The following is a 25,714-nucleotide window of genomic DNA, read 5'->3' as shown; positions in this document are numbered from 1 at the left end:
GGCACCGTCGGCCCACGGATCGCGGATCGCGGATCAGGGTAACTCGTGAACGGTTAATTCTACGTCGCGGGGCCGGCCCTCGATGTCTTCCACGAGTCGGCTGACGACGCCTTTGGCCTCGCTCAGGAGTCGCGGCTTGACCTTCCCGATCACCCAGTCGAGCGAGACGAACCGGGGAAGCGAAATCGCGTTCTCGTCCGCGGAGTGGGGATCGTACACCGCCTCGAAGTAGATCCGGCTCGCGGTCTCTTCTTCCGGCGGGGCGGCGTCGGGTTCCGGTTCGATCCGCCACTCGCCGCGCGCGTCGAGATTGTTCCGTAACTCCCACGTGAGCGATTCGGGCGGCGTAATCGACGTCACCTCCGACCGGGCCGTATAGCTGAGTTTCCACCAGGCGAGTCGGAGATCGTAGACCGAGCCGACACCGCCGTCGCCGTGGACGCGAACGTCCGTCAAGTGCTCCGTATAGCGCGGATAGTCGGTAAACGACCGCACGTACGGAAAGACCTCCTCCGGCGAACGATAGGCAACGGTACTGAGGAGAATTCTGTCCACGGCGGCAGTATGTCGGGCCCGCCCGTAAGGATTCTCATTGCTGTAGCCCGGCACTCCGCTCCTCCTCCGGTTTCGCCGCCATACCCATACGCACCGACACCTTCCCGCTCGCTGCTCGTCTTCCGCCGCCGAGAACAACCTCTATAGCCGTGCCGGACAACGACCATCCATGCACGATCTCTGTATCGTCGGCGGCGGCGTCGCCGGCCTCGCCACGTCGATTTTCACCGCGCGCGCAGGACTCGACACGCTCGTCATCGACGGCGGCGAATCCATCCTCGCACGCAACGCCAGCCTCGAGAACTACCCCGGCTTTCCGAACGGCGTCGACGCCCGCCGGTACTTGCAACTGGCCCGCGAACAGGCGCAAAACGCCGGTGCGACGTTCGAACTCGGGCGGGTGACGAGGACCGAACGCCGAGACGACGACGATCCCAACGCGGGATTTGTCCTCGAAACCGACGGCGGCGACCCGATCGAGGCGCGCCGGATCGTCGCGGCCTCGTGGTCCGACAGCGAATATCTCGTCCCGCTGGATGTCGGCCGGACACAACGCGGCAGCAAACACTTCGTTTCCGTCGATGAAGCGGGGCGAACGGCCGTCGACGGCGTCTACGCGGCCGGCCGACTCGCGGGCGAACCCCACCAGACGATCGTCGCAGCGGGCCACGGCGCGAAGGTTGGCCTCGCCGTGATCCACGACTCCGACGTCAACTTCTATCACGACTGGGTCGCCCCGGAGGGCTACTTCACCGGTCGCGGCCGCGACGTGCCGCCGGGGTGCGAGGAGATCGACGACGACGAACGACGCGAACGCGACGAGCGCGCACGCGAGACGATGCTCGAGGCGTTTGCGGAGCCGCTCGACGACCAGCCGACGATGCACCCGAGCGTCGAACGGGACTGACTCCACCTGAACTCGAGTTCAGGTGCACCGACTGCAGCGAGTGCCGATCCCCCCCATCAAGTTATCACGATCTCCGTGGGAGTGCAGATACCGTCGTGATGCGAGTATGACCCGGTCGAACCAGCGCGACTGCACGCCGCTTCGCCTTCGAACGAGCGCGGAACGGAACGCGTTCGGGGCGGCGGTATGCTATTTGAACGCCCGCGGAAACGGCGGCGATAGGGGCCGTGACGGTGGTGAGACCGGCGGTGGAAACCGCGCCGTCTCCGCCGAGGAGGCGTTTCTCGAGGCGCTCGAGTTCGCCCGGCGAGAGATTCTACACCGGTTCGTCCACGGGGTGCTCCGCGGGCGACCTGCCGGCGTTCCGACTGCGCGGGTCGTGGAGCGCGAGTCGCCCGCTATCCCGGACACAGAGGCGTTTGAACGCACTGCGTTCGATGGGACGCAACTGCTCGAAGCAGTCACACCGCTTCCGACGACGTGCCGGCAACTCGCGCTGCTTCCGTTTCCGGCTTCGGAGACGGTTCTGGTCGCCCCGATCGCACGCCGACACGGGTACGACCGCTACCGACTCGTCGGCCCGGTGTCCCGGCTGTCGACGGCTCGCTCGTCGGAATCCGTAGCGAACGCCCGCCCCCCATCCGTGACGCGGGTTTCGGGGCCGGGTGAACTCGTTTCGCTGCTCGAACGCGAAGGCGGGTTTTCCGACGCTTCACAGGCGGATCGAATTCGTGAGGAAGTCGCCGAGAGCGTCGCAAACCTTGCGCTCGCACGACTCGCCAGGGGCGTTCACGCGCGAGCGGTCGAGACGGCGGCGGAGACAGCGGAAACGGCGACCGACTCCCCCGTGGAACCGATCGAGGCGGGTATCGCTGCTGCCGATGACGCCGCCGCTTTCGAGCGGATCGTTACTGACGGTCACCCGTTCCATCCGGCCGGGAAGCTTCGCCGCGGGATGACCGCTGCGGACGGACTCGCGTACGCGCCCGAGTTCACCGACCGAGTCGACCTGCGGTTCGTCGCCATCGAACGGGACGCCGCGCTCGAAACGCGGGCAAGGGGTGCGGATGGCGAGAGTCTGACCGCTCGCCTGTTCGGGCTGTTCGACGGGCTCGAGGCGTCGCTCGAGCGAGCGATTCCCGGGTCGGCCGATGCAGCCGCGTACGCCGTCGTTCCGGTCCACCCGTTCCAGTACCATCGCACGGTTCCGGAGCGCTACGCGCGACGGTGTGCGTCCGGGCGGATCGTCCCGATACCCGAGTGCAGCCGACCGGCGACGCCCCAACTCAATCTTCGGACGGTGGTCCCGTTCGAGAGCGAACGAACGGCTGACGGGCCGCTTTCGCACCTCAAACTCGCGATCGATGTCCAGACGACGAACGTCGTTCGGACGCTGTCGCCACAGGCCGTCGCGAACGGCCCGCGGGTGACCGCCCTCGTGCGGGAGATCACGGAGCGAGAGTCCTTCGAATCGCTGGGAATTGTCCCAGAGCCGGCAGCGACGTGTTACTATCCGCCAGGCGGTTCGCAGCCCTACACGGCCGGCGACGAGTTCGACGACGCCCGTCACCTCTCGGCACTGGTTCGGACCAATCCACTCGCACACCCGCTGGTCGCGGGCGCGGACGACGCGATCCCCGTGGTGGCGTCGAGCCTGCTCGCCGAGTCGCCTGCGACGGGGCGGCCACTCGTCTGCGACCTCATCGAGCGCTACGCGACGGTGACGGAGGCGACGACTATCGCCGAAGCAGCACTCGCGTTCGTCGACGCGTACGCCGGCGTCGTCGTCCCCGAGCAGCTACGCCTGTTAACGACGTACGGCGTCGCCCTCGAGAGCCACCTCCAGAACAGTCTCGTCGTCTTCGATCGCGATCGCGCGCGTCCGATCGGCACGCTCGTCCGCGACCTCGGTGGGATCCGCGTGCACGGCGGCCGCCTCGGCGAGCACGGACTCTCGTTTACACCGTACCCCGACTCGGACCTCGACGCCGACGGCGAGCGCGACCTCCACAAAAAACTGTACTACGCGCTCTTTCAGAACCACCTCGCTGAACTCGTCGCGACGATCGCCGCCGAAACGGCCGTCGACGAGCGGGCGTGCTGGGCTCGGATTCGGGCGCATTGCGAACGGGCGTTCGAGCAGGTCCGCGCCGAGACGGCGGTCCCCGACGCCCGCGTTCGTCGCGACGAGCGCGCGCTGTTTGCGGAGCGGACGACTCACAAGGCCCTGACCGCGATGCGATTACGCGGCAAGCGCCACGAGTACGTGACCAGCGAGGTATCGAACCCGCTGACGCCAGCGGGGCGAGCGGTGATCGACCCCACCTGAGCGGGCCGTTGGCTGCCGGGTAGCGCCTCGCTACCCTTAACACACTGCCGGGAGAATACCGGACGAATGCTCGAAGGCGTCAACGTTGCGCTCGGGGTGACGGGCTCGATCGCGGCCGTCAAGACGGTCGAACTGGCCCACGAACTGCGACGGCGAGGGGCCACAGTCCGCGGCGTGATGAGCGACAGCGCACAGGGGATCATCCACCCCTGGGCGCTCGAGTTCGCGACCGACAACGAGGTCGTCACGGAGATTACGGGTAGCGTCGAACACGTCGAACTCTGCGGAAACGACGGCTGGGCGGATGTCTTCCTGATCGCGCCAGCGACGGCCAATACGGTCGGCAAAATCGCGGGTGCGATCGACGATACGCCCGTGACGACGTGTGCGACGACTGCACTCGGAGCCGGAACCCCGATCGTGATCGCACCGGCGATGCACAAGCCGATGTACGACCACCCCGGCGTACTCGAGGCCATCGAGACCGTCGAGGACTGGGGCGTCGAGTTCGTCGACCCGCGAATCGAGGAGGGAAAAGCGAAGATCGCGACCGAGGAGGCGATCGTCTGTGAGACCGCCCGCGCGGCCGGCGACCGGCCGCTTGCGGACCAGCACGTCGTCATTACGAGCGGCGCGACGACCGAAGCCATCGATCCCGTGCGCGTCCTCACGAACCGATCGTCGGGAAAGATGGGCCGCGCCGTCGCCGCCGCCTGCTACGTTCGCGGTGCCGACGTGACGCTCGTCCACGACGGGGAATCCGTCCCCTACGCCGATGTCCGAAGCGTCGAAAGCGCCACGGAGATGCTCGAAACCACGCGAGACGTCTGCGCCGGCGGGTCCGGAGCCACCGCCGATGCCCTCGTCTCGGCCGCCGCCATCGGCGACTATACCGTCGAAACCAGTCCGGAGAAGATCCGCTCCGGACAGGATCTCACGCTCGATCTCGAACCCACCCCGAAGCTCATCGACGACCTTCGCGAGGCGTTCCCCGACCTGCCCATCGTCGGGTTCAAGACCGAAACGTCGGGTGACGACGCGAAGATGATCGATCAAGCTCGAGAGATGCTCGCGCGCGCTGAACTCGCGTTCGTCGTCGCGAACGATGCGAGCGTAATGGGTGCAGAGCAGACGCGCGCATTGCTCGTTCACGCAACGGATGTCGCCCACTTCGAGGGGGCGAAAGCGGCGCTAGGTGGGGAAATTGCGGATTCGATCGCGGCAGTGCTGGACAACGAGTCAACCAGTTGATGAATGCAAAGTGGGGCAGGAAAGTTATATAGGTGGCGTTCATCCCACTGAACTAACGCATTCAGTCTCGGCTGAATGCTCGCGGATTTGAACGGATAGAGGGGATTCGGAGTGGTTCAGCAACAACGGGATGATCGTATCGAACGCGGGTCGAGGGGTGGGGGAGCCGAGCGTGAACGTGACAATAAAGCAGAGGGATCTGGAGCGCGCGATGACTCGATATCCGATGGAACGGAAACGAAAACGGAAACGGGCGCTGCGGCGAACTCGACACGACAACGCGGGTCCGGGGACGCGTCTGCATCCGACTCGGCTGCGGGTGCTGACGCCGAGCCGGACCCCCTCTCGAAAGGCGAAGTCTTCGAAGTCCTGCGCAATCAGCGCCGGCGCTACGTCCTTCACTTTCTGAAACAGGACGGTCGGCCCGTTGAACTCGGCGACCTTGCACAGCAACTCGCGGCGTGGGAGTACGAGACCACCCTCGACGGCGTTACGTCCGCACAGCGAAAGCGCGTCTATACCACGCTTCAGCAGACGCATCTCCCGAAAATGGACGAGGTCGGCATTCTCCAGTTCGACTCCGATCGCGGCGTTATCCGGGCGACCGACCGGACCCGAGATATCAGCGTCTATCTCGAAATCGTTCCCGGTCACGAGTTCGCCTGGCGGGAACTGTACCTGTCGCTGGGTGCGATCGGGTCGGCGCTGGTCGCCGCACTCTGGCTCGGAATCTATCCGCTCACGATGCTGTCGGATCTATCCTGGCTCGCACTCGTCTCGATAACGGTGACGGTAACGGCGGTCGTCCACATCTACCACGAGCGACATATGCGCCTCGGCCGCGGTGAGCAGCCGCCCGAACTCAGCTACGGGCCGGGAGAGTAACGACGTTCTGGGGTGCCGTGAAACGACCAGTCCGAACCCACACGCGACCGAACTCGTCGTCCCACTGGCACAACGAGTACGGGTGGGATTACTCGGCGATTCCGTAGGTGTCGTCGGTCCAGTCGCGCGTCGGAAGATCGTACACCGGCTGGTGGTGGTCGATCGCGTCGAGGCGATCGCGGTCGTCTTCGTCGAGCGTCCAGTCGAACAGGTCCAGATTCGAGCGAACGTGTTCGGGCGACGTAGACTTCGGCAGCACGACGATTTCGTTTTCGACGGCCCACTTGAGGACGATCTGGGCCGGCGATCGGTCGTACGCCGCCGCGATGTCCTGAACGGTTTCGTCGGCGAAGACTTCCGTTCGACCGAAGGGTGCAGCGGCCTCGATGACGGTTTCGGTTCCGCGGCAGTACTCGAGGAGCGCATCCTGCGTGTTCCAGGGGTGATACTCGACCTGGTTGACGGCGATCGGCACATCCGCGATATGGCGTGCACAACTGAGTTGGTACGCGTCGAAGTTCGACACGCCGATATTTCGAACCATTCCCTCGTCGTGAAGCGTCGCCATCGCATCTAGGGTCTCGCGCAGCGAAATCGCCGGGTTGGGCCAGTGCACGAGGTACAGGTCCAGATACTCGGTCCCCAGTCGCTCTAGGGACGCCTCACAGGCGGCGATAACCGACTCGTAGTCGAGGTTTTTCGGGAGGACTTTCGACGTGAGAAAGATATCGTCGCGGTCGTACTCGGATAGTACGTCGCCGATTTCGCGTTCGTTCCGATAGCCCTCGGCGGTATCGATGTGACCGTAGCCAGCGTCTAAACCGGCTCGAACCGACTCGCGGACGGTGTCACCGTCGATATTCCAGGTCCCGATACCAACCAGCGGCAGTTCGTCGCCACTCGGAAGCGTCGTTGTCGGTGGACTCATCGGACGATGTTCACCGCAGCACGGCAAAACGATTCGGTTCGTCCACAGCCTTGCCATGAGTCGCGGTCGTCCGGTCGCTGTTCGTCTCGGCACTTCTCAGTACGGAGTGGCACTTTGCCACGTGGGGTTGACAACAGCTATAGTAGCCACTGCGAGTTACTGCACATCCGATCGCACGACGGCTATGGGAACGGTGTGTAATCGTTGCACCATCACTATATTCACACATCTGTTTCGACGGTTACGTGAGACGAACACGGTTCGACACCGGCATCACAACATGATTCAGCGACACACAGATACGTCCACCGACAGTTCTCACTCCCCTGATACACCACCACACTCCTCGAACGTATCGTCAACTTTTACTCCGCGTCCGTCCCACCCACGACATGGATCAGTTACAGCAGTCACTCCTCGACGCGCCGATCATCGAAAAGAACGGCTATCACTACTTCGTCCATCCCATCAGCGACGGCGTCCCCAAACTCGACCCCACACTCCTCCGAGAAATCGTCATCCGAATCATCCGCAAAGCCGAACTCGAAGAGGTCGATCGGATCGTTACCCCCGCTGCGATGGGTATCCACATCTCCACCGCCGTCTCGCTGATGACCGATATTCCGCTGACCGTGATCCGAAAGCGTCAGTACGGCCTCGACGACGAGGTCGCCATCTCCCAGAAAACCGGCTACTCGGAGAACGAGATGTACATCAACGACGTTCGCGAGGGCGAACACGTCCTCGTCCTCGACGACGTTCTCTCGACCGGCGGCACGCTCGCCTCCGTCCTCGAAGCACTCGACGAAATCGGTGCAGAAGTCGTCGATACCGTCGCCGTCATCAAGAAGGTCGGCGGCGAGAACAAAGTCGACGACGCCGGCTATACCGTCAAGACGCTGATCAACGTCGATGTCGTCGACGGCGAGGTCGTCATCGTCGACGAAGACGGCGACTTCTAGTCCTTCTACGTCGCTTGTCGATCGAGTGGCTGTCTACCTGAACGCGGAAGTCACACCGCCGTCGAGACGAGTGCAGCCGGCTGTCACTGGCGATTCTCAACTCGGTGCTCTCACGTGCTGCTATCGACGCCGACACTCCCCGATCACGGTACCAGCGGGGCGTACTCCTCGTGTTTGAACGAGCCGAGTACCGTCTTATCGAGCGTCCTCACGTGTGTATAGAGTTCACCTTCCTCGTTGGCAGCGGCGACCATACCCGGAACGTGGCGGCGTTCGTACTGGCCCGCAAGCAAGATTGCAGTCTCGCTTTCGGGATCGAGGAGTTCGACCACGAGGAAGACGGCACCATCGACTTCGTTTCGGTAGGCTTCGTACCGCGGGAACTCGCCGCGTTCGAAGGCGTTCGTGAACGAGTCTGCGTGGTTGTCCGCGATAACAAAGAAGAGTCCGTATCGATCGTCGTGTTTCTTGCCAGCGTCCCGGCTGACTGCTGCGGTTTGGAGGGCCGGAATAGCGACGGTGTCCCAGCCGTTTTCCTGCCGCTGTTGTTCGAGAGCAGACAGGTCTTCGGTGGTCTGCACCCAGGCGTTCTTGATCGCAGTCCCGCTGACTGGCTCTCGCTGCTGAGTGAACTCGTCATCCCCGATTTGTGTCATACACCTCGTTGGGCACAGCAGTGGGATAACTCTTTTCACGCCTACACACTGGTCTCCGGTATTCTGGCCGTATCACGGCACTCTTTCTTTCTGAAAGTGGCTCCGCTCAGTGAGACACTCCTTTCGAGAGACAGCGGATCAAGACCGTCACGGGGTCAGGTGGTAACGAGCGGGCCGTCGGTCAGATACCGAACACCGCCTCCATCAGATAGGAGATCAGTAAAACTGCGAGGCTCCCGAAGAAGAGTTTCCCGGCTGGATTGATCCGGTCCTCCGGCGGCGGTGCTGGAAACCACCGCTTCGGCGGAAGGGATGCGACGAGTGCCTGAAACCGCGTCTGATCCGCCGTTTCCGGAATCGAATCACCAGAGACACCGGAGAGAGCCGCGTCGTCCTCGAGATCGGATGGCGACCGTGGCCACAGCCGAGCCGTGGTATATCCGAGGAGAATGAAGCCCACGAAGAACAATACGAGTTTCGCCCGTGAGAGGCCACCACCGGTTATCAGCCCCAAGACGACAGCGCAGATCGTGCTGATCGCGGCGACCGCGCCGGCATACGTCAGCGCATCGATCAAGACGAGAAGCCGAGTTCGGTGCTGTGATTGGGATTGAGACTGTGACGGAGGGTCCGAGTTCATGTGAGATGATGGAGGGGCGTCTTGTAATCGTAGTACAGCGACAGCTGTGAAACTGCCGCTACGGAGCCACGACGTTACCGATGTCGATCATCGAGAACGTGCTCCGGTTTTCGGTAGTCGGCATCGGAATCGTGGCGGTGACAGAGGCTCCGACGGCCGGAGGGACTGACGACGTGGTAGTCGGGTTCGACCGGCTCTTCTGCGTCCGCGTCGTTCGCCTCGTCGGCACCGTCAGGCGCGTGACCCTCGCAGACGCTGCCGAACTCCGCACCGAGCAGGTCGAGCGCTGCCTGTTCGTTGCCACCGCGGGCGAGTTCAGCGGCGTCGTCGAGAACCTCTTCGACGGCCGGCGGCACCACCTGATCGTCGAACAGTTCGGCGTAGATTTCGTCGATCGTCCCGAAGTGGGGCTCCTTGCCGAGCAGTTCTCTGATGCGGTCGGTGACCGACTTTTCCGTGCGATCCCGCTCGCGAAGGACTTCTCGAAGCGTATCGAGTTGGTGCCAGAGTTCGTTGTCGAGGTCCTGGTACTCCGGCGGTCGGATACGGGCCGGACAGCGAGTGCTGAACGGGCATCCAGACGGCGGGAATCGCGGACTCGGCGGCGTTCCCTGAAGCGTGATCCGGTCCTTGTGGGCGGTCGGATCGGGCTCCGGAATCGCCGAGAGCAGCGAGTGCGTGTAGGGATTTGCCGGATTGGAGAACAGTTCCTCCGTCGGCCCGATCTCCATGATGTTCCCGAGATACATGACCGCAACCCGGTCACAGATGTGGCGCACGACCGAGAGGTCGTGGGCGATAAAGAGGTACGTCAGCCCGAACTCCTCTTGCAAGTCCTCGAGCAGGTTGATTACCTCTGCCTGGACTGAGACGTCCAGCGCGGAGACCGGTTCGTCCAGCACGATGAACTCGGGCTCGAGCGTCAGCGTGCGTGCGATCCCGATCCGTTGGCGCTGTCCACCGGAGAACTGGTGTGGGTACCGGTAGTAGTGTTCCCGCTGGAGGCCGACGGTATCGAGTAGTTCCTTGACGTGCTGGCGGCGCTCCCGCGGCGTCTTCCAGCTGTGAACGTCGAGCGGTTCGCGGACGATCTCGCCGATCGTCATCCGGTCGTTGAGACTGGAGTCCGGATCCTGGAACACCATCTGTGCGTTGCGCCGCCAGTCTTTGAGGTCGGCTCCCGACAGCGTCGTGATGTCCGTCCCGTCGAAGCGGATTTCGCCGCCGGTCGCGGATTCGAGTTGGATGAGCGTTCGCCCGAGCGTACTCTTCCCGCAGCCGGATTCGCCGACCAGCCCGAGCGTTTCGCCGCGTTTGATGTCGAAACTGACACCGTCGACGGCCTTGACTGGGGTCCCGCCGAGTAGCCCATCGCCTTCGTAGTAAGTTCGTAGGTTGCGGACCTCGACCATGACATCCGAATCCTGGCGTGAGCCCGTGTCTACGTCCGCTTCTGCCGTACCCGTCTCGAGGGCGTTTTGACTCATCGGTCATCACCTCGTGGCGTTTCGGTTTCTGTGTCTGTCGCAGCGTCGGCACTCCCGCCCATCGCCTCCACCTCTCCGGCCCCCTGGTCCGGGGTCCGACTGGACGGATGTGTAGCCGCCGTATACTCGTCGACATACAGGAGACAGGCAGTCGTATGCGCCGCCTGCTCGTCCTCGGGATGTCCATCGCCGACGGGAACCGTCTCGGGATGAACGGCCTCACAGTCGCCGAACGCCTTCGGACAGCGAGGGGCAAACCGGCAGTACGTCGCGGGTTCGTTCGGCGTCGGAACGTTCCCCTCGATCGTCTGCAGGCGCTCTCCCTGTTGTCGTCCCGGAATCGACTCCAGCAACCCCTGAGTGTAGGGGTGTTTCGGATCGCCGAACAGCGAATGGACGCCGGCCGTTTCGACGATTTCGCCCGCGTACATGACGTTCACGCGATCCGTCACCTCCGCGATCACACCCATGTCGTGGGTGATAAACAGGATACCGAGGTCGCGTTCGTGCTGGAGTTCCTTGAGCAGGTCGAGGATCTGAGCCTGAATGGTCACGTCCAGTGCCGTCGTCGGCTCGTCACAGATCAGTACCTCCGGATCGCACGCAAGCGCCATCGCGATGACCGCACGCTGGCGCATCCCGCCGGAGAACTGGTGGGGATACTCGGTCACGCGCCGTCGCGCGTCCGGAATCCCGACCGCCTCGAGCAACTCGACTGCCTCTTCCGTTGCCGCCTGCCCGGAGAGATCCTGGTGGAGCCGCAACGTTTCCTCGAGTTGGTTCCCGACCGTGTAGACCGGGTTCAGACTCGTCAGCGGATCCTGGAACACCATCGAAATCCGGCCGCCGCGCATCTTCCGCTGAATCTCGCCGGTACACCGCGTGAGTTCGACGAACCCATCCGTAATCGACTCGGGATCGTCGGTACCGCCGTCGCGGACAAAGACGCACTCGTCCGCGCCGATGAACTCGAGCGTGTCGCCGTAGGCACCGACGAAGTCCTCGAGTGTCGCTTCCTCGCGGTCGTCGTAGCCGAACGTCGACGGCGTCGCGTCGATTTCGGGATGGTCGAACAGCGAGGTCGGGTCGTGTTCGGCCTCGAGTTCATCGAGGCTGACGGTTCGGCCGGCGAACGTGGTGGCGAACGATCGGAGCGTTGGGACGTGCTGGAAGCGGATACTGCTGCCTTCCAGTATGTGTCCGGGGGAATCGACGAGGCCCATAATCGAGCGGGCGGTGACGCTTTTTCCGGAGCCGCTCTCGCCGACGACGCCGACGGTTTCGCCGGGGCGGATGTCGAAGTCGACGCCGTCGACAGCCCGGATGACCTCCTTGTCGGTGAAGAAGGAAGTCTGGAGGTTTCTGACGGTGATGATCGGGTCGTTCCGGTCACCGGCTGTCGTCGTGGCGTTCGACGCTGCCGTCGCGGTTGTGTCTAGTGTCGATGTTGCCGTTGACTGTGCATCCGCCGTTGGATTAGATTCCATTGCCATTATCCACCACCTCCGGTAGCGGCGGCAGCACTACCGTCGCCGCTATCGCTCTGTGGGTCGATTGCGTCGCGGATGCCGTCGCCGAGCGCGTTGAACCCGGTCACCAGGAAGACGACCAGGAGTCCGGGAAGCGTAGCGACGTGCCACGAAGACGTCGAAACGTACGACTTGCCTTCGAAGACTGCCCGACCCCATTCGGGCGTCGGTGCCTGTACACCGAATCCGAGATACGAGAGGGCAGCAACACCGATGATGACGCCGCCGAGCGAGAGCGAGGCGTAGATGAGCATGTAGCCGGCGATGTACGGCGACATGTGTTTTCGCATGGTCGCCGCCGGACTCTGCCCGTAGCTCTTTGCGGCGTCGATCCACTCCTGTTCGGAAACCTGGAGTGCGGGTCCGCGGACCGAGCGCCACAGTAGCGGCCAGCCGGTCCCGGCGAAGATCAGCGCGAGGAGTAAGCCCCCATCGTAAATCTCCGCGATCGGATGGTTCGCCTGCATGAACAGCACCGAGAGTAACAGGACCAGTAACAGCCGTGGGAGCGCGATCACCGAGTCACTGGCGATGATCGCCAGTAGATCAGCGACGCCCTTGTAGTAGGCCGTGATCAGTGCGAGTACCGTCGCAACGACTGCCATCAGGACCGTGGCAAGGAGTCCGATGACGAGTGAAACCTGTGCACCGTACGCGAGGAAGGTAAACAGATCCTTCCCGTCCGTATTCGTTCCGAACGGATGGAAGCGATCGTAGTCGTCGTAGCTCATCAGTCCGACGTTCTCGTCGCCACCCTGCGAGCGACTGTTCATATTCGCATCGCCGTGCGTGATCGATTGAACTCCATCGTCACCGTAGTACTGGATCTCGTTCCCATACGGACTGTAGAGGTTCGCTTCGGCCGTCACCGGACTCACAGCCGGAGCCCAAAGCGCCATTACGACGAACATGAACACGACGACGAAGCCGAAGACTCCCCAGTAGTGGGTCCGCAGGCGATTGATACTATCGTCACGCGGTGTCCAATCCGCCTCGCGGTAGTGTTCGCGGAAGATTTCGTAGCCCTTCCAGAGCCAGGCGAGCCAGGTCAGAGCGTATGCGTAGACGACGAGCACACGAAGCGCCCACGCCCACGCAGGCGAGAGGCCGAGGAACGTCCCTTCCCAACTTCCGTCCGGCAGCTGGTAGCCCTGGTTTGGAATGACCTCTCGGCTCGTAATCGTCGTCAGCGACCCGACTGCTTCGACACCGCGCGTAAGGACGCTGATGAGCATCTCGAAGAGCCCGCCGACGGGTGTCCAGACGAGCGCAGCGGCGACGATCACAAGCAGCCCGGTCACGAGCAGTCGTTCGAGGATATCTTCACGACCCGTACTCACGTCGATTCCAAGTCGGTCGACGAGCGACCACGGGATGAACAGCCACTTGACGACGATGGCGACGATTCCCAGCAGGATGAACGCCGTGATTACGAAGGCAGCGATGCCAGCACCGGCTCCGAATGAACTGGCAACAGCTCCTCGTACTGAACTCGGAATCGTTACGACCATATCGACCATCAATCCTATCGCACCGCCCAGTCGGAGAACGCCATCGGCGATCCGGCCCAGTTCGAGTGCAATCAGGACGAACGCACCAACCAGCCAAAGCAAGGCTGGCCGTGGATTTGCAGCGATACGGTCCCGCAGTGTCGTGTCGTCGAATTCGTTCATACTCATCTATTCGTACCCCACGCGTGGATCCAGGATCGTATAGAGGAAGTCCTGGATGATGTTTACCGAGACGATCAGGATGATGAAGACGAACATCAACGATCCGACCAGCGGAAGATCACCCTGGATCGATGCCTGGTAGAACAGGTATCCGATTCCGTTGATGCCGAAGATGACCTCGACGATGACCGAGCCGCCGATCAGGATGAACGCCTCGTTGGTGATGATCGGGACGAGCGGAACCAGTGCGTTCCGGAAGACGTGCTTCCAGACGATGGCCCGACTCCGAAGTCCCTTCGCCTTTGCAGTCTCGACGTAATTCGAGTTAATCGTCTCGAGAACGGCAGTGCGTCCGATTCGCATCTCGTTCCCCATCGCAGCCGAGCCCAGAACGACCGCAGGGGGCAAGATCTGTTTAATCGAGGCTGCGAGTGTTATCGGTGAGAAGTAAAACCCGATCGGGATGCTGAGCGCCCCGAGTGAGACCCAGTCGGTGACCGCGATGAAGTTAAGCGGCGGTTGCCCGATGAGTCCGGGAACGGTCACACCGATCGTGTTCCAGTCTATTCCGAAGAAGAACTTCTCGGACTGGCGTAAGACGGCGAGGAAGATGATCGCCAGCCAGAAGTTCGGCATCGCACGCCAGACGATTCCGCCGAACGACGCGAGGTAATCCCCCCCAGTGTTTGGATTCAGCCCGGCGTAGAAGCCGAGCGGCACGCCGACGAAAATCGCGATCAGGACTGACCAGAACCCGAGCCAGAGCGTCCGCGGCGCGTAGGTGGTGAGCAATTCACCGACGCTCGTACTCGGTTGGATGACCCAGGACTGACCCAGGTTGAGCGTCAGCATCCCGACGATGAAGTCGATATACTGCCGCCAGAGTGGTTCATTGAGACCGAGCCGCTGCTCGATCCGTGCGCGGTTCGCGGCCCCCCCTTCGGGACCGATAATAGCGGCAACGGGGTCGATCGGGCCCATTCGTACGATGACGAACGTAATCGTGAGCCCGAAGAGGACGACGGGGATCGACAGGAGCAGCCGACGGAAGAAGTACCGCCAGCGGCTCACGGGTGACCACCCGTCTGCAACATGTGCATCATGTGTCGTACTATAGATGGTTCGAGCATTCCTGGATTATAAACCTCCCTATTATCGTTGACAGCAATGACCACGGCCGGGTCAGGGAGCAACCCGAAGCCGCGTCACCGAATAGCAATCGTTACTCCAGCGTGACGCTGTTGTACCGCTGCTGGTAGTCCCCCATCGCGCCGAACGGTTCGATGTCGACGTGATCGTAAGCGAACTGTTCGCGGGTGTCGTGATACAGTGGCAGCATGATCGCATCGTCCCAAATTGCCTCTTCCATCTCGATGTAGGCCTCGTTACGCGCTTCCTGGCCTTCTTCCGGCTCGGGATTCGCTTCGACCTGTTCCCACGCTTCCTGGGCCTTTCTCGAAGCGTCCGAGTCCTCCGCGTGCCAGTCGAGATAGTAGCCGTTCGTTTCCGTCGGCATCCGCGAGGTATCGGTGTTTTCCGGCTCGAAGCCGAACATCCCGTAGTCCGCTGCCGGCCAGCTCCAGGTCCATCCGAGCGAGAAGAAGTCGAGGTTTCCGTTCTCACCACGCTCTTGAAGCGTCGAGAACGGCGTTTCCTCCAGTTGCAGGGAGACACCGATCCCGTCGAGCCTGTCACGAAGATTTCGACCAGCCTCTTGGAACACTTCGCTCTCGTAGGTCGTCAACGTCATCTCGAACGGATCGTCCTTGGTATAACCGGCGTCCGCGAGGAGTTCCTCTGCAGTATCTCGCTGGCTCTCGTTCATCCCGTAGGGATAGTCCTGAATGAACTCTTCGCGACGCTCCGCCCCGCCCGGGAACGCACCCGGCGGCGTGAACGTGTACGCCTCCTCACCGCGACCCTGGAAAATCTCCTGGACTAAATCCTCGCGGTTAAGAACGTGTGCAACTGCCTGTCGAACTGGACGCGGAACTGCCGTCGCATTGAACGCGAAGTAGTACGTCGATAGCTGAGGGACGCCGACGTAGTCAAGTTCTTCCCCGTTTTCGACCGGGCCATACGTTCCGATTTCGCGCCCGAGGTCGTCCGTTTCGGCGTCGACCAGATCCGCATCGTACTCGGAGGTCGGAATACGGAAGAAGTCCGCATTTTCGTTCATCGCGTAGGTAAAGCGTGCACTGTCGTCTTCGATGATCTGCCAGTGAACGCCGTTAATGTTCGCCACGCTTCCGTGGTAGTCCTCGAACGTGGAAACCTCCACTTCCGCGTTGGATTCCCAGGTTTCAAACTGGAACGGGCCCGTTCCAACCGGCTCGGAAGAAGCGAGCTCACTCTGGTCGTATTCGCCATCGTAGCCCTCGATATCGCCAACAATTCCCTCCGGGAGTGCGACGAACGAGTCGTATGCGAGGAGTTCAAGCGCGTTGGGATTCGGGGTCTCGAGTCGGATTTCTAACGTCCGGTCGTCAACCGCTTCGACGCCGATCGAGTCTGCAACGAGTTCGTCGTCGCCGTTGGTCTCGTGCTCGACGTTGAGCATCGTCCCCTCGAGGAGGAAGTTCGACCGTTCACTGTGTTCGGATTCGGCGAGTCGCCGGAACGCGAAAACGAAGTCGTCCGCGGTCAGTTCGCTCCCGTTGTGATACGTCGCCTCTTTCAGCGTGAACGTGTAGGTCAGCAGGTCGTCGGAGATGTCGACTTCCTCAGCGAGGAGGTTCTCGACGGTCGTTTCACCGTTCTCGAAGTACGTCAGCCCCTCGTAGATCTGTTTGATAACCTCACCCGAGGCTGTATCCGTGGACTGGATCGGATCCAACGAAGTAACCGTCGAATTGATAGTGTTTAGCACATTCTCGCTGTCTCCCTCGTTGGGATTGTCACCGGAAATACATCCGGCAACGGTTGCCATCGCTGCACCTGCCCCGGCCGCCTTCAGGAACGTACGCCGGGATTTATCGATTTCATTCGCCATTTCGACTGACACCAGATGCTCATATGGCATAAAATTTTGTTTTGGATTCGGTGTGGTACCATTACGTGAACACAATTGTCCATTGATGTAGAATATTCAACGATGATTGTTCCCTAAATAAGGTCGTTTGACCGAGTTCACCCCCGAGCTGGTGTGAATTAGCGGGTGAATATGACATGGGAACTGCTCGCGCGCACCTCGGTAAAATCTCCCCAATCCCACCGATATTCATTCACAATGTATTGTGTGTTTCTTCTCTCTCAAGAATATATTGTCCGATGTTCGTGATCTGTAATGAGATATTTTAGGACGGATAGGCATCAAAAGACGCTATTTATAGTCACGCCAATATCATATTGAATAACAAATACTAACTTATTTATATCTGTGATTGGTCCACAGTTACATGGTGGAGAATAACAAACGATACCGAAACGGTATCAATCGTCGCCGTATGCTGCAGGGCCTTACTGCAGCAGGCGTGATCGGTGCTGCCGGTTGTCTCGGTAGCGACAGCGGGGGAGGAAACGGATATGCTGCTGCAGACACGACGGATGCCGAATCGCTGAACTTCATTCAGGTGTCCGATCAGAACACCAGCGATCGCCTTGCGTTGACGATGGACAGTGCCTACACCATCACCAGCGATACCCAACTCTTCCCGCTCTGGTTGGATGTCGAGGACACCGGCGACTCGCAGGTGTACGTCGCGACCCTTCGGGACAACCTCCAGTGGGGCGGTGACTACGGTCAGATGACCGCCGAAGACTGGGTGTATCTGATCCAGGAAGTCCACCAGGGAACGGACAACTGGGCGCTCTCCGAGGCCGCCGGCAACTGGGCGGGGGTCACCGTCGAACAGACCGGCGAACTCGAGTTCCAGATCGAACTCGAACGTCCGAACGCCGACTGGCCGTTCGAGCCGGTCCTCTGGGGATCGTACTGTCTGCCGAAAGGGCTCCTCGAACCGTACGTCGACGAGCAGGACGGAGAGGGTCTCGATCAGGACGACGAGATTCAAGAACTCGCGTACACCGGGAATCTGGGTGCTTATACTTTCGAGCGCTGGGAGCGTGGCTCAGAGTTCACCGCGGTCAAAAACGACGACTACTACATGACCGAGCTCGACGCCGAGGACTTCCCTGATTACGTGAGCGAGGAGGAGATAGAAGCCTGGCAGACCGCGCCGAATTTCGAGGAGTACACCTGGCATACAATGAGCGAGGAAAGTCCCCGGATGACCGCCCTGGAACAGGGCGAAATCGACCAAACGAACGTCCCATCGACCCGTGTCGAACGGTTCGAGGGGCAGTCTGACGTCGAGATCATGGAAGTGCCGTACTCGTATCTGACGATTCTCGCGTACAACCAGCGGATGAACGGCTGGGAGGAACTACGCACGCGCGAAGTCCGTCAGGCGTTGTCGATGGCCATCGACAAGGTCGAAATCACCGAAAACATTCTCCGCGGCTACGCCGAAACCGCTCACACGTTCCAGCCACACTGGTCCGAGTGGTACGACGAATCGGAGGTCACGCAGTTCGGCGAGGGCGACAGCTACGACCCGGCTGGCGCTCGCGACCTCCTCGAAGCCAACCTGAGCTCGGACTACGGCTACGATGGCGATACCCTCGTCGGACCCGACGGCGAGCAGGTCACGCTCACGCTGGTCTACTCCCGCGGCACCGAAGCCACGGAGACGACGGCCGAGTTCATGGGCGAGGAACTGTCCGCTCTCGGCATCAACATCGAGTTCGAGTCGGTTTCCTTCGACCAGCTGATTCCGAACTACGTGCAGAACTCGTGGCAGGGCACGGAGGACGAGCAGCCGTGGACCGGCGGGCCGAACAACGACGGTCCGCGGGACAATTCCGCGAGTTCGGAGGACTGGGATCTGATGTACGGGATCAATTTCAACACGTATCCACGGACCCCGGCGGCGATCGATGCGTTCTGGACGGAACGGGCCCCAACGAACTACTACGGCTACGTTCCGGACGAAGATTTGGCATCGATGTTCGAGACCGTACGGACCTCGACGGACCAGGCAGAACGCGAGGCGACCATGGCCGAAATCTTCGGTATTTTGAGCGAGGACCAGCCGGTCAATTTCGTCTCGATGAGCGACGATATTATCGGCTATCGCAGCCGCGTTGACGGCCCCAAAGAGGAGTTCGGGCAGTCGTGGAACGATCGCACCTGGGCCTTCGACGAGGCGTAGAGTCCCACATTGTGATCGATATTTACCCTGTGATATGATCAGATTTGCATTCGACCCGCTCGGTGATGGCTCGTGAGTATGGCAACCTACATTCTGCGTCGCGTCGCGTGGGCGGTCGTCGCGTCGGTGATCGTCCTGACGCTAACGTTCTTGCTGCTTTACTTCACCCCGGACACGCAGCTCGCTGAACTCCAGTTTCAGGCGGCACAGGCCGGGGACGATCCCGAGGCGATCGGCGCCGCGTACGAGAGCTACCACGGCTACGATCAGCCGATTCACGTCCAGTATATAGAGTACATGGGCAACATGCTCTCGCTCGACTGGGGATGGTCGGAAACGCGCTCGCAGCCGGTGACGACGGCGATAGCGGAGGCAATCCCGTACTCGATGATGTACGCCGTACCGTCGGTTCTCATTTCGTCGGTGCTCGGGGTTGCGATCGGCCTGTACTCCGCGACGAACCAGTACACACGCGGGGACTACGCAGCGACGTTCTTTGCCTTCTTCGGGCTGAGCATCCCGGACTTCTGGTTCGGGATCGTGCTCTTCGTACTCTTCAGCGGCATGTTGGGCTGGGTACCGATCATCTTCGATACGACGGCCGCGACGTTCTCGCTCGAAAACCTGGCACAGTTTATACTGCCGATCGTTGTCCTGACGTTGAGTTCGATCGCGAGTCTGATGCGGTACTCGCGGGCGGAGGCGCTCGAGTACGTCGAAGCCGAGTTCGTCAAGACGGCGAAGGCGAAGGGGGTTGGAGACTGGCGCGTGCTCACTCGCCATATTTTCCGGCCCGCGTCGGTGCCGATTGCGACGATCCTTGTCGGGGACTTGCTGGGGATCATCCTCGTCTCGTCGTACCTGATCGAGGTCGTCTTTGGCATTCCCGGACTGGGAACGCTGAGTTTCGAGGCGATTATGAATCAAGATACGTCGCTCGTGATGGGGACCGTGTTGCTACCGGCGTTTCTGACGATCATCGGAAATCTGGCGCAGGATATCGCCTATACGATACTCGATCCGCGTATCGAGTACGGTGATTCCTGATGGCGGTCGATAACGAGCCGCGGGAAACGTTCGAGGATGTCGATTGGGACGATATCGACGAAACGACGCGAGCGTTCTCGCGCAAGACGATCGTCACAATCGGCGCATATATGCTGTTCGCTGTCGGTCTCCTCTACGACTACGTCCTCAAACCCCCCAGGGCCGACACGATCGAACCGCTCGGGATCAGCCTCCAGGCGCTCGACTGGCTGTACATTCTGACGCTGCTGACGATTCTCGTCGGCGTCGTCGTACCACTGTACGAGAACGGGCGCATGACGAGGTACTACTGGCAGCAGTTTCGAAAGAACAGGGCGGCGGTTGCCAGCCTCATCTATCTGGGCGTGATCTTTCTCATCGGCTCGATCGGACCGCGATTCCTCGAGCAGCCGACCGTCGATCCGAGCAACGCCTACCAGCCGCCGGTCTTTACGTCGGCCCCCAACTGGCTCCCCGTCGAGTGTGCTGGCGAGGTTGCCGGCGGGAGCTGTCACGGCACCTGGGCACATCCGTTCGGAACGACCCACGAGGGCAAGGATATCCTCGTCTCGGTCATCTACGGCATGGAGGTCAGCATGCAAGTCGGCCTGATCGCCGCGCTGATCACGATTACCATCGCGGCTATCGTCGGCGTGAGCGCCGCCTACTTCGGCGGTTGGATCGACGCCGCCCTCATGCGATACGTCGACATCCAGATTACGTTCCCGACGTTCTTCCTGTACCTCATGATCGTCTACCTCTACGGTGGGAGTCTCTTCAGTATGATCGTCATCTTCGGGCTACTCGGATGGGGCGGCATCGCTCGCATCGTCCGCAGTGAGGCACTCCAACGTCGCGAGGAAGAATACGTCTTGGCGGCGAAAAACGCCGGCGCGAGCGGCTACTGGACGATGCGTCGTCACCTCCTGCCGAACGTCTCTAACAGCGTCATCACGGCCGTGACCCTGTTGATACCCAGCCTTATCCTCTTCGAGGCGAGTCTGGCGTTTCTCGGCCTCGGCGATCCGACGGTCCCCTCGTGGGGCGAAGTCATCGCCTCTGGGAGATCCGATCTACCGAACGCCTGGTGGGTCTCGACGATTCCCGGAATCTTCCTGTTCTTTACGATTCTCGCGTTCAACTTCGTCGGAGACGCACTCCGTGACGCGCTGGACCCACGTGCGGATGGTGGTGACAAATGACAATGGCCACAAACCGACCGGACAACGCGACCCATCCGCCCCACACTGACCAGACGCCGTCGACACCGACTACCGACGGTTCCACAGCAACGAATCGTTCGACACCAGCTAGTATCACCAACGCAAACGCACGCGGAAACAAAACAATCATGAACTCGAATACGAGTGCGGCCTCCCCGGCACGTGACAGTACCGCAGCCGAATCGTCTTCCGACGCGAAACCCGACGAGGTGCTGCTCACCGTCGAAAATTTGAGAACGGTGTTCGATACCGACGACGGAACGGTGCACGCAGTCGACGGGGTCGATTTCACCGTGCAACGCGGTGAAACGGTCTGTATCGTCGGCGAAAGCGGCAGCGGAAAGACGGTAACGAGCGAGTCGATCACCCAACTCTTCAAGAGTCCGCCTGGATCGATCGCCGACGGTTCAGTCGTCTTCGACGGCATCGACCTCGCGTCGCGAACCGAGGACGAACTCACCGATATCCGCGGGGCGAGGATCAGCCACATCTTCCAGAACCCGCAGGGTGCACTCAATCCGGTCTACACCGTCGGCTGGCAACTCGTCGAAGCGATCCAGCTCCACCGAAACGTCGACGATGACGCCGCTCGCGAGGACGCCATCAACCTTCTCAATCGCGTCGGCATTCCCGAAGCGAGTTCACGTCTCGATGATTATCCCCACGAGCTAAGCGGCGGGATGAAACAGCGAGTGATGATCGCTATGGCGCTTGCGTGCCAACCGGATCTGCTCATTGCGGACGAGCCGACGACGGCGCTGGACGTGACCATTCAGGCTCAGATCCTCAAACTCCTCCGGGAGCTACAGGCCGACTCTGGGATGAGCATCGTCTTTATCACGCACGATCTCGGCGTCGTCGCCGAAATCGCGGACCGCGTCGTCGTCATGTACGCCGGGAAGGTGATGGAACGGGGCAGCGTCTACGATGTCTTCGAGTCGCCGTCCCATCCGTACACGAAGGCATTGCTCGAATGTCTTCCCGGACACGGATCGCTCGGTGGCATTCCGGGATCGCTTCCGGACCCGACGGCGCCGCCGACGGGCTGTCGGTTCGCAGACCGGTGTCCGTACGCGGTCGCGGAGTGTACGGTCGGCGAACAGCCGGTCTTCGAATCCGTCGGTAGAGAGGTCCAGAACGAAGGCATCGAGCACGAAGTATCGTGTATTCATTACCGGTCAACTGATGATCCGTCCGTCCTCGATCAGCTCGGCTCCGACCGATCATCGACGCCGCAGGAACGGCCATCCGGTCAGACAGGTGGCAGTCGAGATAGTGATACGGATAGGGATGGGGATGGAGATGGAGATGGAGATGGGGATAGGGGTGTCACCCGTGAGTGACCAGCCGGCTGCAGCTCGGACCGAAGCGCCGCTGCTCTCGGTACGAAACCTGACGAAACACTACCCGATCACGACGGGACTCCGTTCGAAAGAAGTCGGTCGCGTTCGCGCCGTCGACGGTATCGACTTCGATGTGTACCCGGGCGAAACCGTCGGAATCGTCGGTGAGAGCGGCTGTGGGAAATCGACTGCCGCGAGTTCACTGATCCGGCTCGAGGAGCCGACCGAGGGGACGGTTCGATTCGACGGGGAAGACATCACTCAGTACGATCAGGCGGAACTGAAGGCGTTCCGACGGCGGGTGCAGATGATCTTCCAGGACCCGGAATCGAGTTTCGATCCGCGAATGAGTATCGGCGAGGCGATCGCCGAACCACTGGCCGTACAGGGCCTGTCGGACGCGAGTCGGCGGCGCGAGATCGTCGCGGATCTGCTCGAACGGGTGGGACTAGCAGCGGGGGATGCGGATCGGTATCCGCACGAACTCAGCGGCGGACAGAAACAGCGAGTCGGCCTTGCACGGGCGCTCTCGATGAACCCCGATATGATTATCGCCGACGAACCGGTGTCCGCGCTCGACGTTTCGATCCAATCCGAGATTCTGGCGTTGATGACCGACCTGCAGGAGACCTTCGGGCTGAGTATCCTGCTCATCAGCCATAACCTGGCCGTTATCCGCCAGATCTGTGACCGAGTCGCCGTGATGTATCTCGGTGAAATCGTCGAACTCGGGACGGCGTCGGAAGTCTTTACGAACCCGCAGCATCCCTATACTCGAGCACTGCTGGCATCGATCCCGACCGCCGATCCGACGGACCGCGGGATGGGTATCGAACTCACCGGCGACGTGCCGAGTCCATCGAACCCACCGACCGGCTGTCGGTTCCACACCCGCTGCCCGGAACTCATTCAGCCCGAGAACTACGAGTTCGAGCAGTCGACCTGGCGACGCGTCATGGACCTGCGACAGAAACTCGATCAGGGTACCGTCGATGTCGATGCCATCCGTGAAGGAGTCGTCACCGAACGGGAATCCGACGAAACTCCCGACGACGTGTCCGCCACCGAAACGAAAGCCCGCCTCCGCGACGAGTTCGCCATCCCGCAATCGCTTGATGATTCCCGGGCAGAATCCGTCCTCGACGCGGCACTCGACGAGCTCGTCAGCGGCAATCCGGCGGCCGCCCGCGAGCGACTCGCAACCGAATTCGCGACACCCTGCGAGTCGCAGTCGCCGACGCTCGAGGACACGACAGCCGGACAGACCGCCTCCTGTCTTCGCCTCGAAAACGAACTGCCGCCGACTGAACTCGAGCAGACGGTGCGGTCGGATTGACCGTCACTCCGATATCATCTCCGAATCTCGGTGTGTTAGTCAGTAATTTCGCTCTTGCGGACCAGGAGAAGCGACAGCCAGGTATCACGAAAGGAGAACCGTACCCAAGACGGAGACCAGCCAGACTCCATCTCAAACGTCACTGATAGTACTAGCTCGCCGGCCGGGAACAGCTGGGTCCACGAGAGAGACGCTTTTGTCCGATACCAACGTCTGAACGGTGTAACTGATCCGAGTGACGAAACGAACTTGCCGGTCAGAAGTTTGCTCCGGCAGAAGTATAGCGGGAGGTAGATTTGAACTACCGGTCTGCGGGTTATGAGCCCGCCGGAATCTCCTGGCTATCCCATCCCGCTACCATATCGTAACCCGGTGTGCTAGTTAAGGGTTGTGATTCAACCGCCGTATGGGAGTTTCTACCGTTCATCGCGGTGGACCTGCCACGTGTAGAGACTCTCACAAGTGTAGTTGACGAAAAATCCCACACCGATCCCGAGGACGTTCGCCACTCCATACCAGAGCCCGGCGCTCTCGACCAGCAGCGTAAAGACGCCGAGTGTCACTAGAAACCCCAGGAATCGTACCCCGTTCGACCGCAGAAATCGCGTGCCCAGGGCTCGCAAGTGCATCTTGCCGTGGCTGGCGAACGTCCACCACTCGTTGAGGACGAAGATAACCACGATCGAGAGTTCCCAGGAGAGGGCTTTCCCCGGAACAGCTGAGACCTCCATCGCCTCAACCAGGAGGATTAGCGTGCCGATATCCACCGTTGCACCGACGAGTCCGACGCCGGCGAACTGGCGGAATCGCCTCGCCGAGAGAAGCGCACGAAGCCGCGTCCGGATTGTCTCAGCGAAAGAGTCGATCATCGTCGAATACCAGTTCCGGTTGCGCTCAGCACTCATTTTCGACGCGACCTCACTAACAGATCGTCGGGTTCCGGCTCGTAATTGCACGACAGACCGGCGCGCCGACTCAGACCGCGAGTTCACCTTGCGGTCGGACGACGTCGACGGCGTCAGCATCGACGCGTTCGACATCAAGGAAGTGAGGGATGAAGTTTCGGCGTTCGAAGTCCCCGTATTCGGATTCAGCGCCGACGGTACACCACAATTGGACCTCCTCGGGGCCGTGCCACTCGCCGTTTCGGTTGATCCCGAAACAGACCACTCGCTCACCGTCGACTTCGATGATCGCACCCTTCCTGATCCCGGGGTCGCCGTGGATGATGAGCTGTTTCATATGGACGAGTTCTCACGAGAGGAGATTAAACGCTTCGAACGCGTGCGCACACAAGAGAGCGAAAGGGAACGTGGGCGGCTTTCCCGGAGCGGATCCGACGACGAACCAAACGGGTTTTAAACGGCGCTATCTTAGCCCACGTCAAGTGAGATAACCATGCAGATGCCACGCCGATTCAATACGTATTGTCCGCACTGTAACGAACATCACGAACACGAAGTCGAGAAGTCCCGAACGGGTCGTTCCTCCGGCATGAAATGGGACGCTCGCCGAACCCGGCGCAACAGCGCAACGATCGGGAACTCGGGTCGCTTCTCGAAGGTTCCCGGCGGCGAAAAGCCCACCAAGAAGACCGACCTCAAGTACCGTTGCAGCGAGTGTGGTAAGGCCCACCTCCGTGAAGGATGGCGCGCCGGCCGACTCGAGTTCCAGGAGTGATTTCAATGGCAGGAAATTTCTACACCGTTCGCTGCAGTGACTGCGAAAACGAACAGACCTGTCTCTTATACACATCTCTGATGGCGCGAGG

General features: G+C 61.1%; 22 protein-coding genes and 1 tRNA gene. 11 read left to right on the top strand and 12 right to left on the bottom strand.

The window, feature by feature from the left end; all coding sequences use genetic code 11:
- Nucleotides 1-33 precede the first annotated feature (33 nt).
- A complete protein-coding gene (locus tag C480_RS04215) occupies nucleotides 34-555 on the bottom strand; it encodes an SRPBCC family protein (RefSeq protein ID WP_006664379.1) in 522 nt (173 codons plus the stop codon).
- A 169-nt stretch (nucleotides 556-724) separates the two neighbouring features.
- On the opposite strand from C480_RS04215, the gene C480_RS04210 reads away from it, so the two are divergent.
- From C480_RS04210 to C480_RS04195, 4 genes are all read left to right on the top strand, one after another.
- A complete protein-coding gene (locus C480_RS04210; protein ID WP_006664378.1) occupies nucleotides 725-1,462 on the top strand; it encodes an NAD(P)/FAD-dependent oxidoreductase in 738 nt (245 codons plus the stop codon).
- A 106-nt stretch (nucleotides 1,463-1,568) separates the two neighbouring features.
- On the top strand, nucleotides 1,569-3,791 hold the full coding sequence (locus C480_RS04205; protein ID WP_006664377.1) for an IucA/IucC family protein: 2,223 nt from the start codon (nucleotides 1,569-1,571) through the stop codon (nucleotides 3,789-3,791).
- A 66-nt stretch (nucleotides 3,792-3,857) separates the two neighbouring features.
- Nucleotides 3,858-5,042 carry a bifunctional phosphopantothenoylcysteine decarboxylase/phosphopantothenate--cysteine ligase CoaBC gene (gene coaBC / locus C480_RS04200; RefSeq protein ID WP_006664376.1) on the top strand — a complete coding sequence of 395 codons (1,185 nt, stop codon included), beginning with the start codon at nucleotides 3,858-3,860 and terminating at the stop codon, nucleotides 5,040-5,042.
- Between the two features lie 111 nt (nucleotides 5,043-5,153).
- Entirely contained in the window at nucleotides 5,154-5,927 is a 774-nt protein-coding gene (locus C480_RS04195) for a DUF7344 domain-containing protein (RefSeq protein ID WP_006664375.1), read from the top strand.
- 88 nt (nucleotides 5,928-6,015) lie between these two features.
- Here the strand turns inward: C480_RS04195 and C480_RS04190 are convergent, their stop codons facing one another.
- The gene (locus C480_RS04190) at nucleotides 6,016-6,855 is read right to left on the bottom strand and encodes an aldo/keto reductase (RefSeq protein ID WP_006664374.1); all 840 of its coding nucleotides are present in this window, start codon (nucleotides 6,853-6,855) and stop codon (nucleotides 6,016-6,018) included.
- Nucleotides 6,856-7,247: 392 nt separating this feature from the next.
- On the opposite strand from C480_RS04190, the gene hpt reads away from it, so the two are divergent.
- Nucleotides 7,248-7,817, top strand: a complete 570-nt coding sequence (gene hpt / locus C480_RS04185; protein ID WP_006664373.1) for a hypoxanthine/guanine phosphoribosyltransferase — start codon at nucleotides 7,248-7,250, stop codon at nucleotides 7,815-7,817.
- Between the two features lie 143 nt (nucleotides 7,818-7,960).
- Here the strand turns inward: hpt and C480_RS04180 are convergent, their stop codons facing one another.
- The 7 genes from C480_RS04180 to C480_RS04150 form a co-directional block, all read right to left on the bottom strand.
- Entirely contained in the window at nucleotides 7,961-8,473 is a 513-nt protein-coding gene (locus C480_RS04180) for a DUF7529 family protein (protein ID WP_006664372.1), read from the bottom strand.
- Between the two features lie 181 nt (nucleotides 8,474-8,654).
- Nucleotides 8,655-9,113 carry a DUF7555 family protein gene (locus C480_RS04175; protein ID WP_241433779.1) on the bottom strand — a complete coding sequence of 153 codons (459 nt, stop codon included), beginning with the start codon at nucleotides 9,111-9,113 and terminating at the stop codon, nucleotides 8,655-8,657.
- 74 nt (nucleotides 9,114-9,187) lie between these two features.
- Nucleotides 9,188-10,600: an ABC transporter ATP-binding protein gene (locus C480_RS04170; RefSeq protein ID WP_006664370.1), complete on the bottom strand. Its 1,413-nt coding sequence runs from the start codon at nucleotides 10,598-10,600 to the stop codon at nucleotides 9,188-9,190.
- The gene (locus tag C480_RS04165) at nucleotides 10,597-12,087 is read right to left on the bottom strand and encodes an oligopeptide/dipeptide ABC transporter ATP-binding protein (RefSeq protein ID WP_006664369.1); all 1,491 of its coding nucleotides are present in this window, start codon (nucleotides 12,085-12,087) and stop codon (nucleotides 10,597-10,599) included. The genes C480_RS04170 and C480_RS04165 overlap by 4 nt, the downstream gene beginning before the upstream one ends.
- Nucleotides 12,088-12,092: 5 nt before the next feature.
- Nucleotides 12,093-13,808, bottom strand: a complete 1,716-nt coding sequence (locus C480_RS04160; protein WP_006664368.1) for an ABC transporter permease — start codon at nucleotides 13,806-13,808, stop codon at nucleotides 12,093-12,095.
- Nucleotides 13,809-14,873, bottom strand: coding sequence for an ABC transporter permease (locus tag C480_RS04155; RefSeq protein WP_006664367.1), 1,065 nt, complete (start codon nucleotides 14,871-14,873; stop codon nucleotides 13,809-13,811).
- Nucleotides 14,874-15,024: 151 nt separating this feature from the next.
- Complete coding sequence (locus tag C480_RS04150) at nucleotides 15,025-16,794, bottom strand: ABC transporter substrate-binding protein (RefSeq protein WP_006664366.1); 1,770 nt, start codon at nucleotides 16,792-16,794, stop codon at nucleotides 15,025-15,027.
- 454 nt (nucleotides 16,795-17,248) lie between these two features.
- On the opposite strand from C480_RS04150, the gene C480_RS04145 reads away from it, so the two are divergent.
- The 5 genes from C480_RS04145 to C480_RS04125 all read left to right on the top strand — a co-directional run bounded on the left by C480_RS04145 (nucleotide 17,249) and on the right by C480_RS04125 (nucleotide 23,943).
- Nucleotides 17,249-19,015, top strand: a complete 1,767-nt coding sequence (locus C480_RS04145) for an ABC transporter substrate-binding protein (RefSeq protein WP_006664365.1) — start codon at nucleotides 17,249-17,251, stop codon at nucleotides 19,013-19,015.
- Between the two features lie 78 nt (nucleotides 19,016-19,093).
- Entirely contained in the window at nucleotides 19,094-20,062 is a 969-nt protein-coding gene (locus tag C480_RS04140; RefSeq protein ID WP_006664364.1) for an ABC transporter permease, read from the top strand.
- Entirely contained in the window at nucleotides 20,062-21,243 is a 1,182-nt protein-coding gene (locus C480_RS04135) for an ABC transporter permease (RefSeq protein ID WP_006664363.1), read from the top strand. Before C480_RS04140 ends, C480_RS04135 begins: the two co-directional genes overlap by 1 nt.
- Before the next feature lie 149 nt (nucleotides 21,244-21,392).
- Entirely contained in the window at nucleotides 21,393-22,607 is a 1,215-nt protein-coding gene (locus tag C480_RS04130) for an ABC transporter ATP-binding protein (protein WP_006664362.1), read from the top strand.
- The gene (locus tag C480_RS04125) at nucleotides 22,579-23,943 is read left to right on the top strand and encodes an ABC transporter ATP-binding protein (RefSeq protein ID WP_049903312.1); all 1,365 of its coding nucleotides are present in this window, start codon (nucleotides 22,579-22,581) and stop codon (nucleotides 23,941-23,943) included. Before C480_RS04130 ends, C480_RS04125 begins: the two co-directional genes overlap by 29 nt.
- 281 nt (nucleotides 23,944-24,224) lie before the next feature.
- On the opposite strand, the gene C480_RS04120 is transcribed toward C480_RS04125, so the two are convergent.
- From C480_RS04120 to C480_RS04110, 3 genes are all read right to left on the bottom strand, one after another.
- Nucleotides 24,225-24,299 (bottom strand) — tRNA-Met (locus C480_RS04120).
- A gap of 60 nt (nucleotides 24,300-24,359) precedes the next feature.
- On the bottom strand, nucleotides 24,360-24,812 hold the full coding sequence (locus C480_RS04115; RefSeq protein ID WP_049903310.1) for a GtrA family protein: 453 nt from the start codon (nucleotides 24,810-24,812) through the stop codon (nucleotides 24,360-24,362).
- Between the two features lie 106 nt (nucleotides 24,813-24,918).
- Nucleotides 24,919-25,185: an HAH_0734 family protein gene (locus C480_RS04110; protein ID WP_006664359.1), complete on the bottom strand. Its 267-nt coding sequence runs from the start codon at nucleotides 25,183-25,185 to the stop codon at nucleotides 24,919-24,921.
- A 156-nt stretch (nucleotides 25,186-25,341) separates the two neighbouring features.
- Here C480_RS04110 and C480_RS04105 point away from each other — a divergent pair, with 156 nt between their 5' ends.
- A complete protein-coding gene (locus C480_RS04105) occupies nucleotides 25,342-25,623 on the top strand; it encodes a 50S ribosomal protein L44e (protein ID WP_006664358.1) in 282 nt (93 codons plus the stop codon).
- Nucleotides 25,624-25,714 lie beyond the last annotated feature (91 nt).

The sequence above is a fragment of the Natrialba aegyptia DSM 13077 genome (assembly GCF_000337535.1).
Taxonomy (GTDB): domain Archaea; phylum Halobacteriota; class Halobacteria; order Halobacteriales; family Natrialbaceae; genus Natrialba; species Natrialba aegyptia.
This window is presented reverse-complemented; position numbering and strand designations above follow the sequence as displayed.

Bases quoted from the DNA above. Each gene is read 5' to 3' on its own strand.
- C480_RS04160 (WP_006664368.1), bottom strand. From the start codon at position 13,808: ATGAGTATGAACGAATTCGACGACACGACACTGCGGGACCGTATCGCT.
- coaBC (WP_006664376.1), top strand. From the start codon at position 3,858: ATGCTCGAAGGCGTCAACGTTGCGCTCGGGGTGACGGGCTCGATCGCG.
- C480_RS04135 (WP_006664363.1), top strand. From the start codon at position 20,062: ATGGCGGTCGATAACGAGCCGCGGGAAACGTTCGAGGATGTCGATTGG.
- hpt (WP_006664373.1), top strand. From the start codon at position 7,248: ATGGATCAGTTACAGCAGTCACTCCTCGACGCGCCGATCATCGAAAAG.
- C480_RS04130 (WP_006664362.1), top strand. From the start codon at position 21,393: ATGAACTCGAATACGAGTGCGGCCTCCCCGGCACGTGACAGTACCGCA.
- C480_RS04175 (WP_241433779.1), bottom strand. From the start codon at position 9,113: ATGAACTCGGACCCTCCGTCACAGTCTCAATCCCAATCACAGCACCGA.
- C480_RS04115 (WP_049903310.1), bottom strand. From the start codon at position 24,812: ATGATCGACTCTTTCGCTGAGACAATCCGGACGCGGCTTCGTGCGCTT.
- C480_RS04145 (WP_006664365.1), top strand. From the start codon at position 17,249: ATGCTGCAGGGCCTTACTGCAGCAGGCGTGATCGGTGCTGCCGGTTGT.
- C480_RS04105 (WP_006664358.1), top strand. From the start codon at position 25,342: ATGCAGATGCCACGCCGATTCAATACGTATTGTCCGCACTGTAACGAA.
- C480_RS04110 (WP_006664359.1), bottom strand. From the start codon at position 25,185: ATGAAACAGCTCATCATCCACGGCGACCCCGGGATCAGGAAGGGTGCG.
- C480_RS04190 (WP_006664374.1), bottom strand. From the start codon at position 6,855: ATGAGTCCACCGACAACGACGCTTCCGAGTGGCGACGAACTGCCGCTG.
- C480_RS04150 (WP_006664366.1), bottom strand. From the start codon at position 16,794: ATGGCGAATGAAATCGATAAATCCCGGCGTACGTTCCTGAAGGCGGCC.
- C480_RS04170 (WP_006664370.1), bottom strand. From the start codon at position 10,600: ATGAGTCAAAACGCCCTCGAGACGGGTACGGCAGAAGCGGACGTAGAC.
- C480_RS04205 (WP_006664377.1), top strand. From the start codon at position 1,569: ATGACCCGGTCGAACCAGCGCGACTGCACGCCGCTTCGCCTTCGAACG.
- C480_RS04180 (WP_006664372.1), bottom strand. From the start codon at position 8,473: ATGACACAAATCGGGGATGACGAGTTCACTCAGCAGCGAGAGCCAGTC.
- C480_RS04125 (WP_049903312.1), top strand. From the start codon at position 22,579: ATGGGGATAGGGGTGTCACCCGTGAGTGACCAGCCGGCTGCAGCTCGG.
- C480_RS04210 (WP_006664378.1), top strand. From the start codon at position 725: ATGCACGATCTCTGTATCGTCGGCGGCGGCGTCGCCGGCCTCGCCACG.
- C480_RS04165 (WP_006664369.1), bottom strand. From the start codon at position 12,087: ATGGAATCTAATCCAACGGCGGATGCACAGTCAACGGCAACATCGACA.
- C480_RS04140 (WP_006664364.1), top strand. From the start codon at position 19,094: ATGGCAACCTACATTCTGCGTCGCGTCGCGTGGGCGGTCGTCGCGTCG.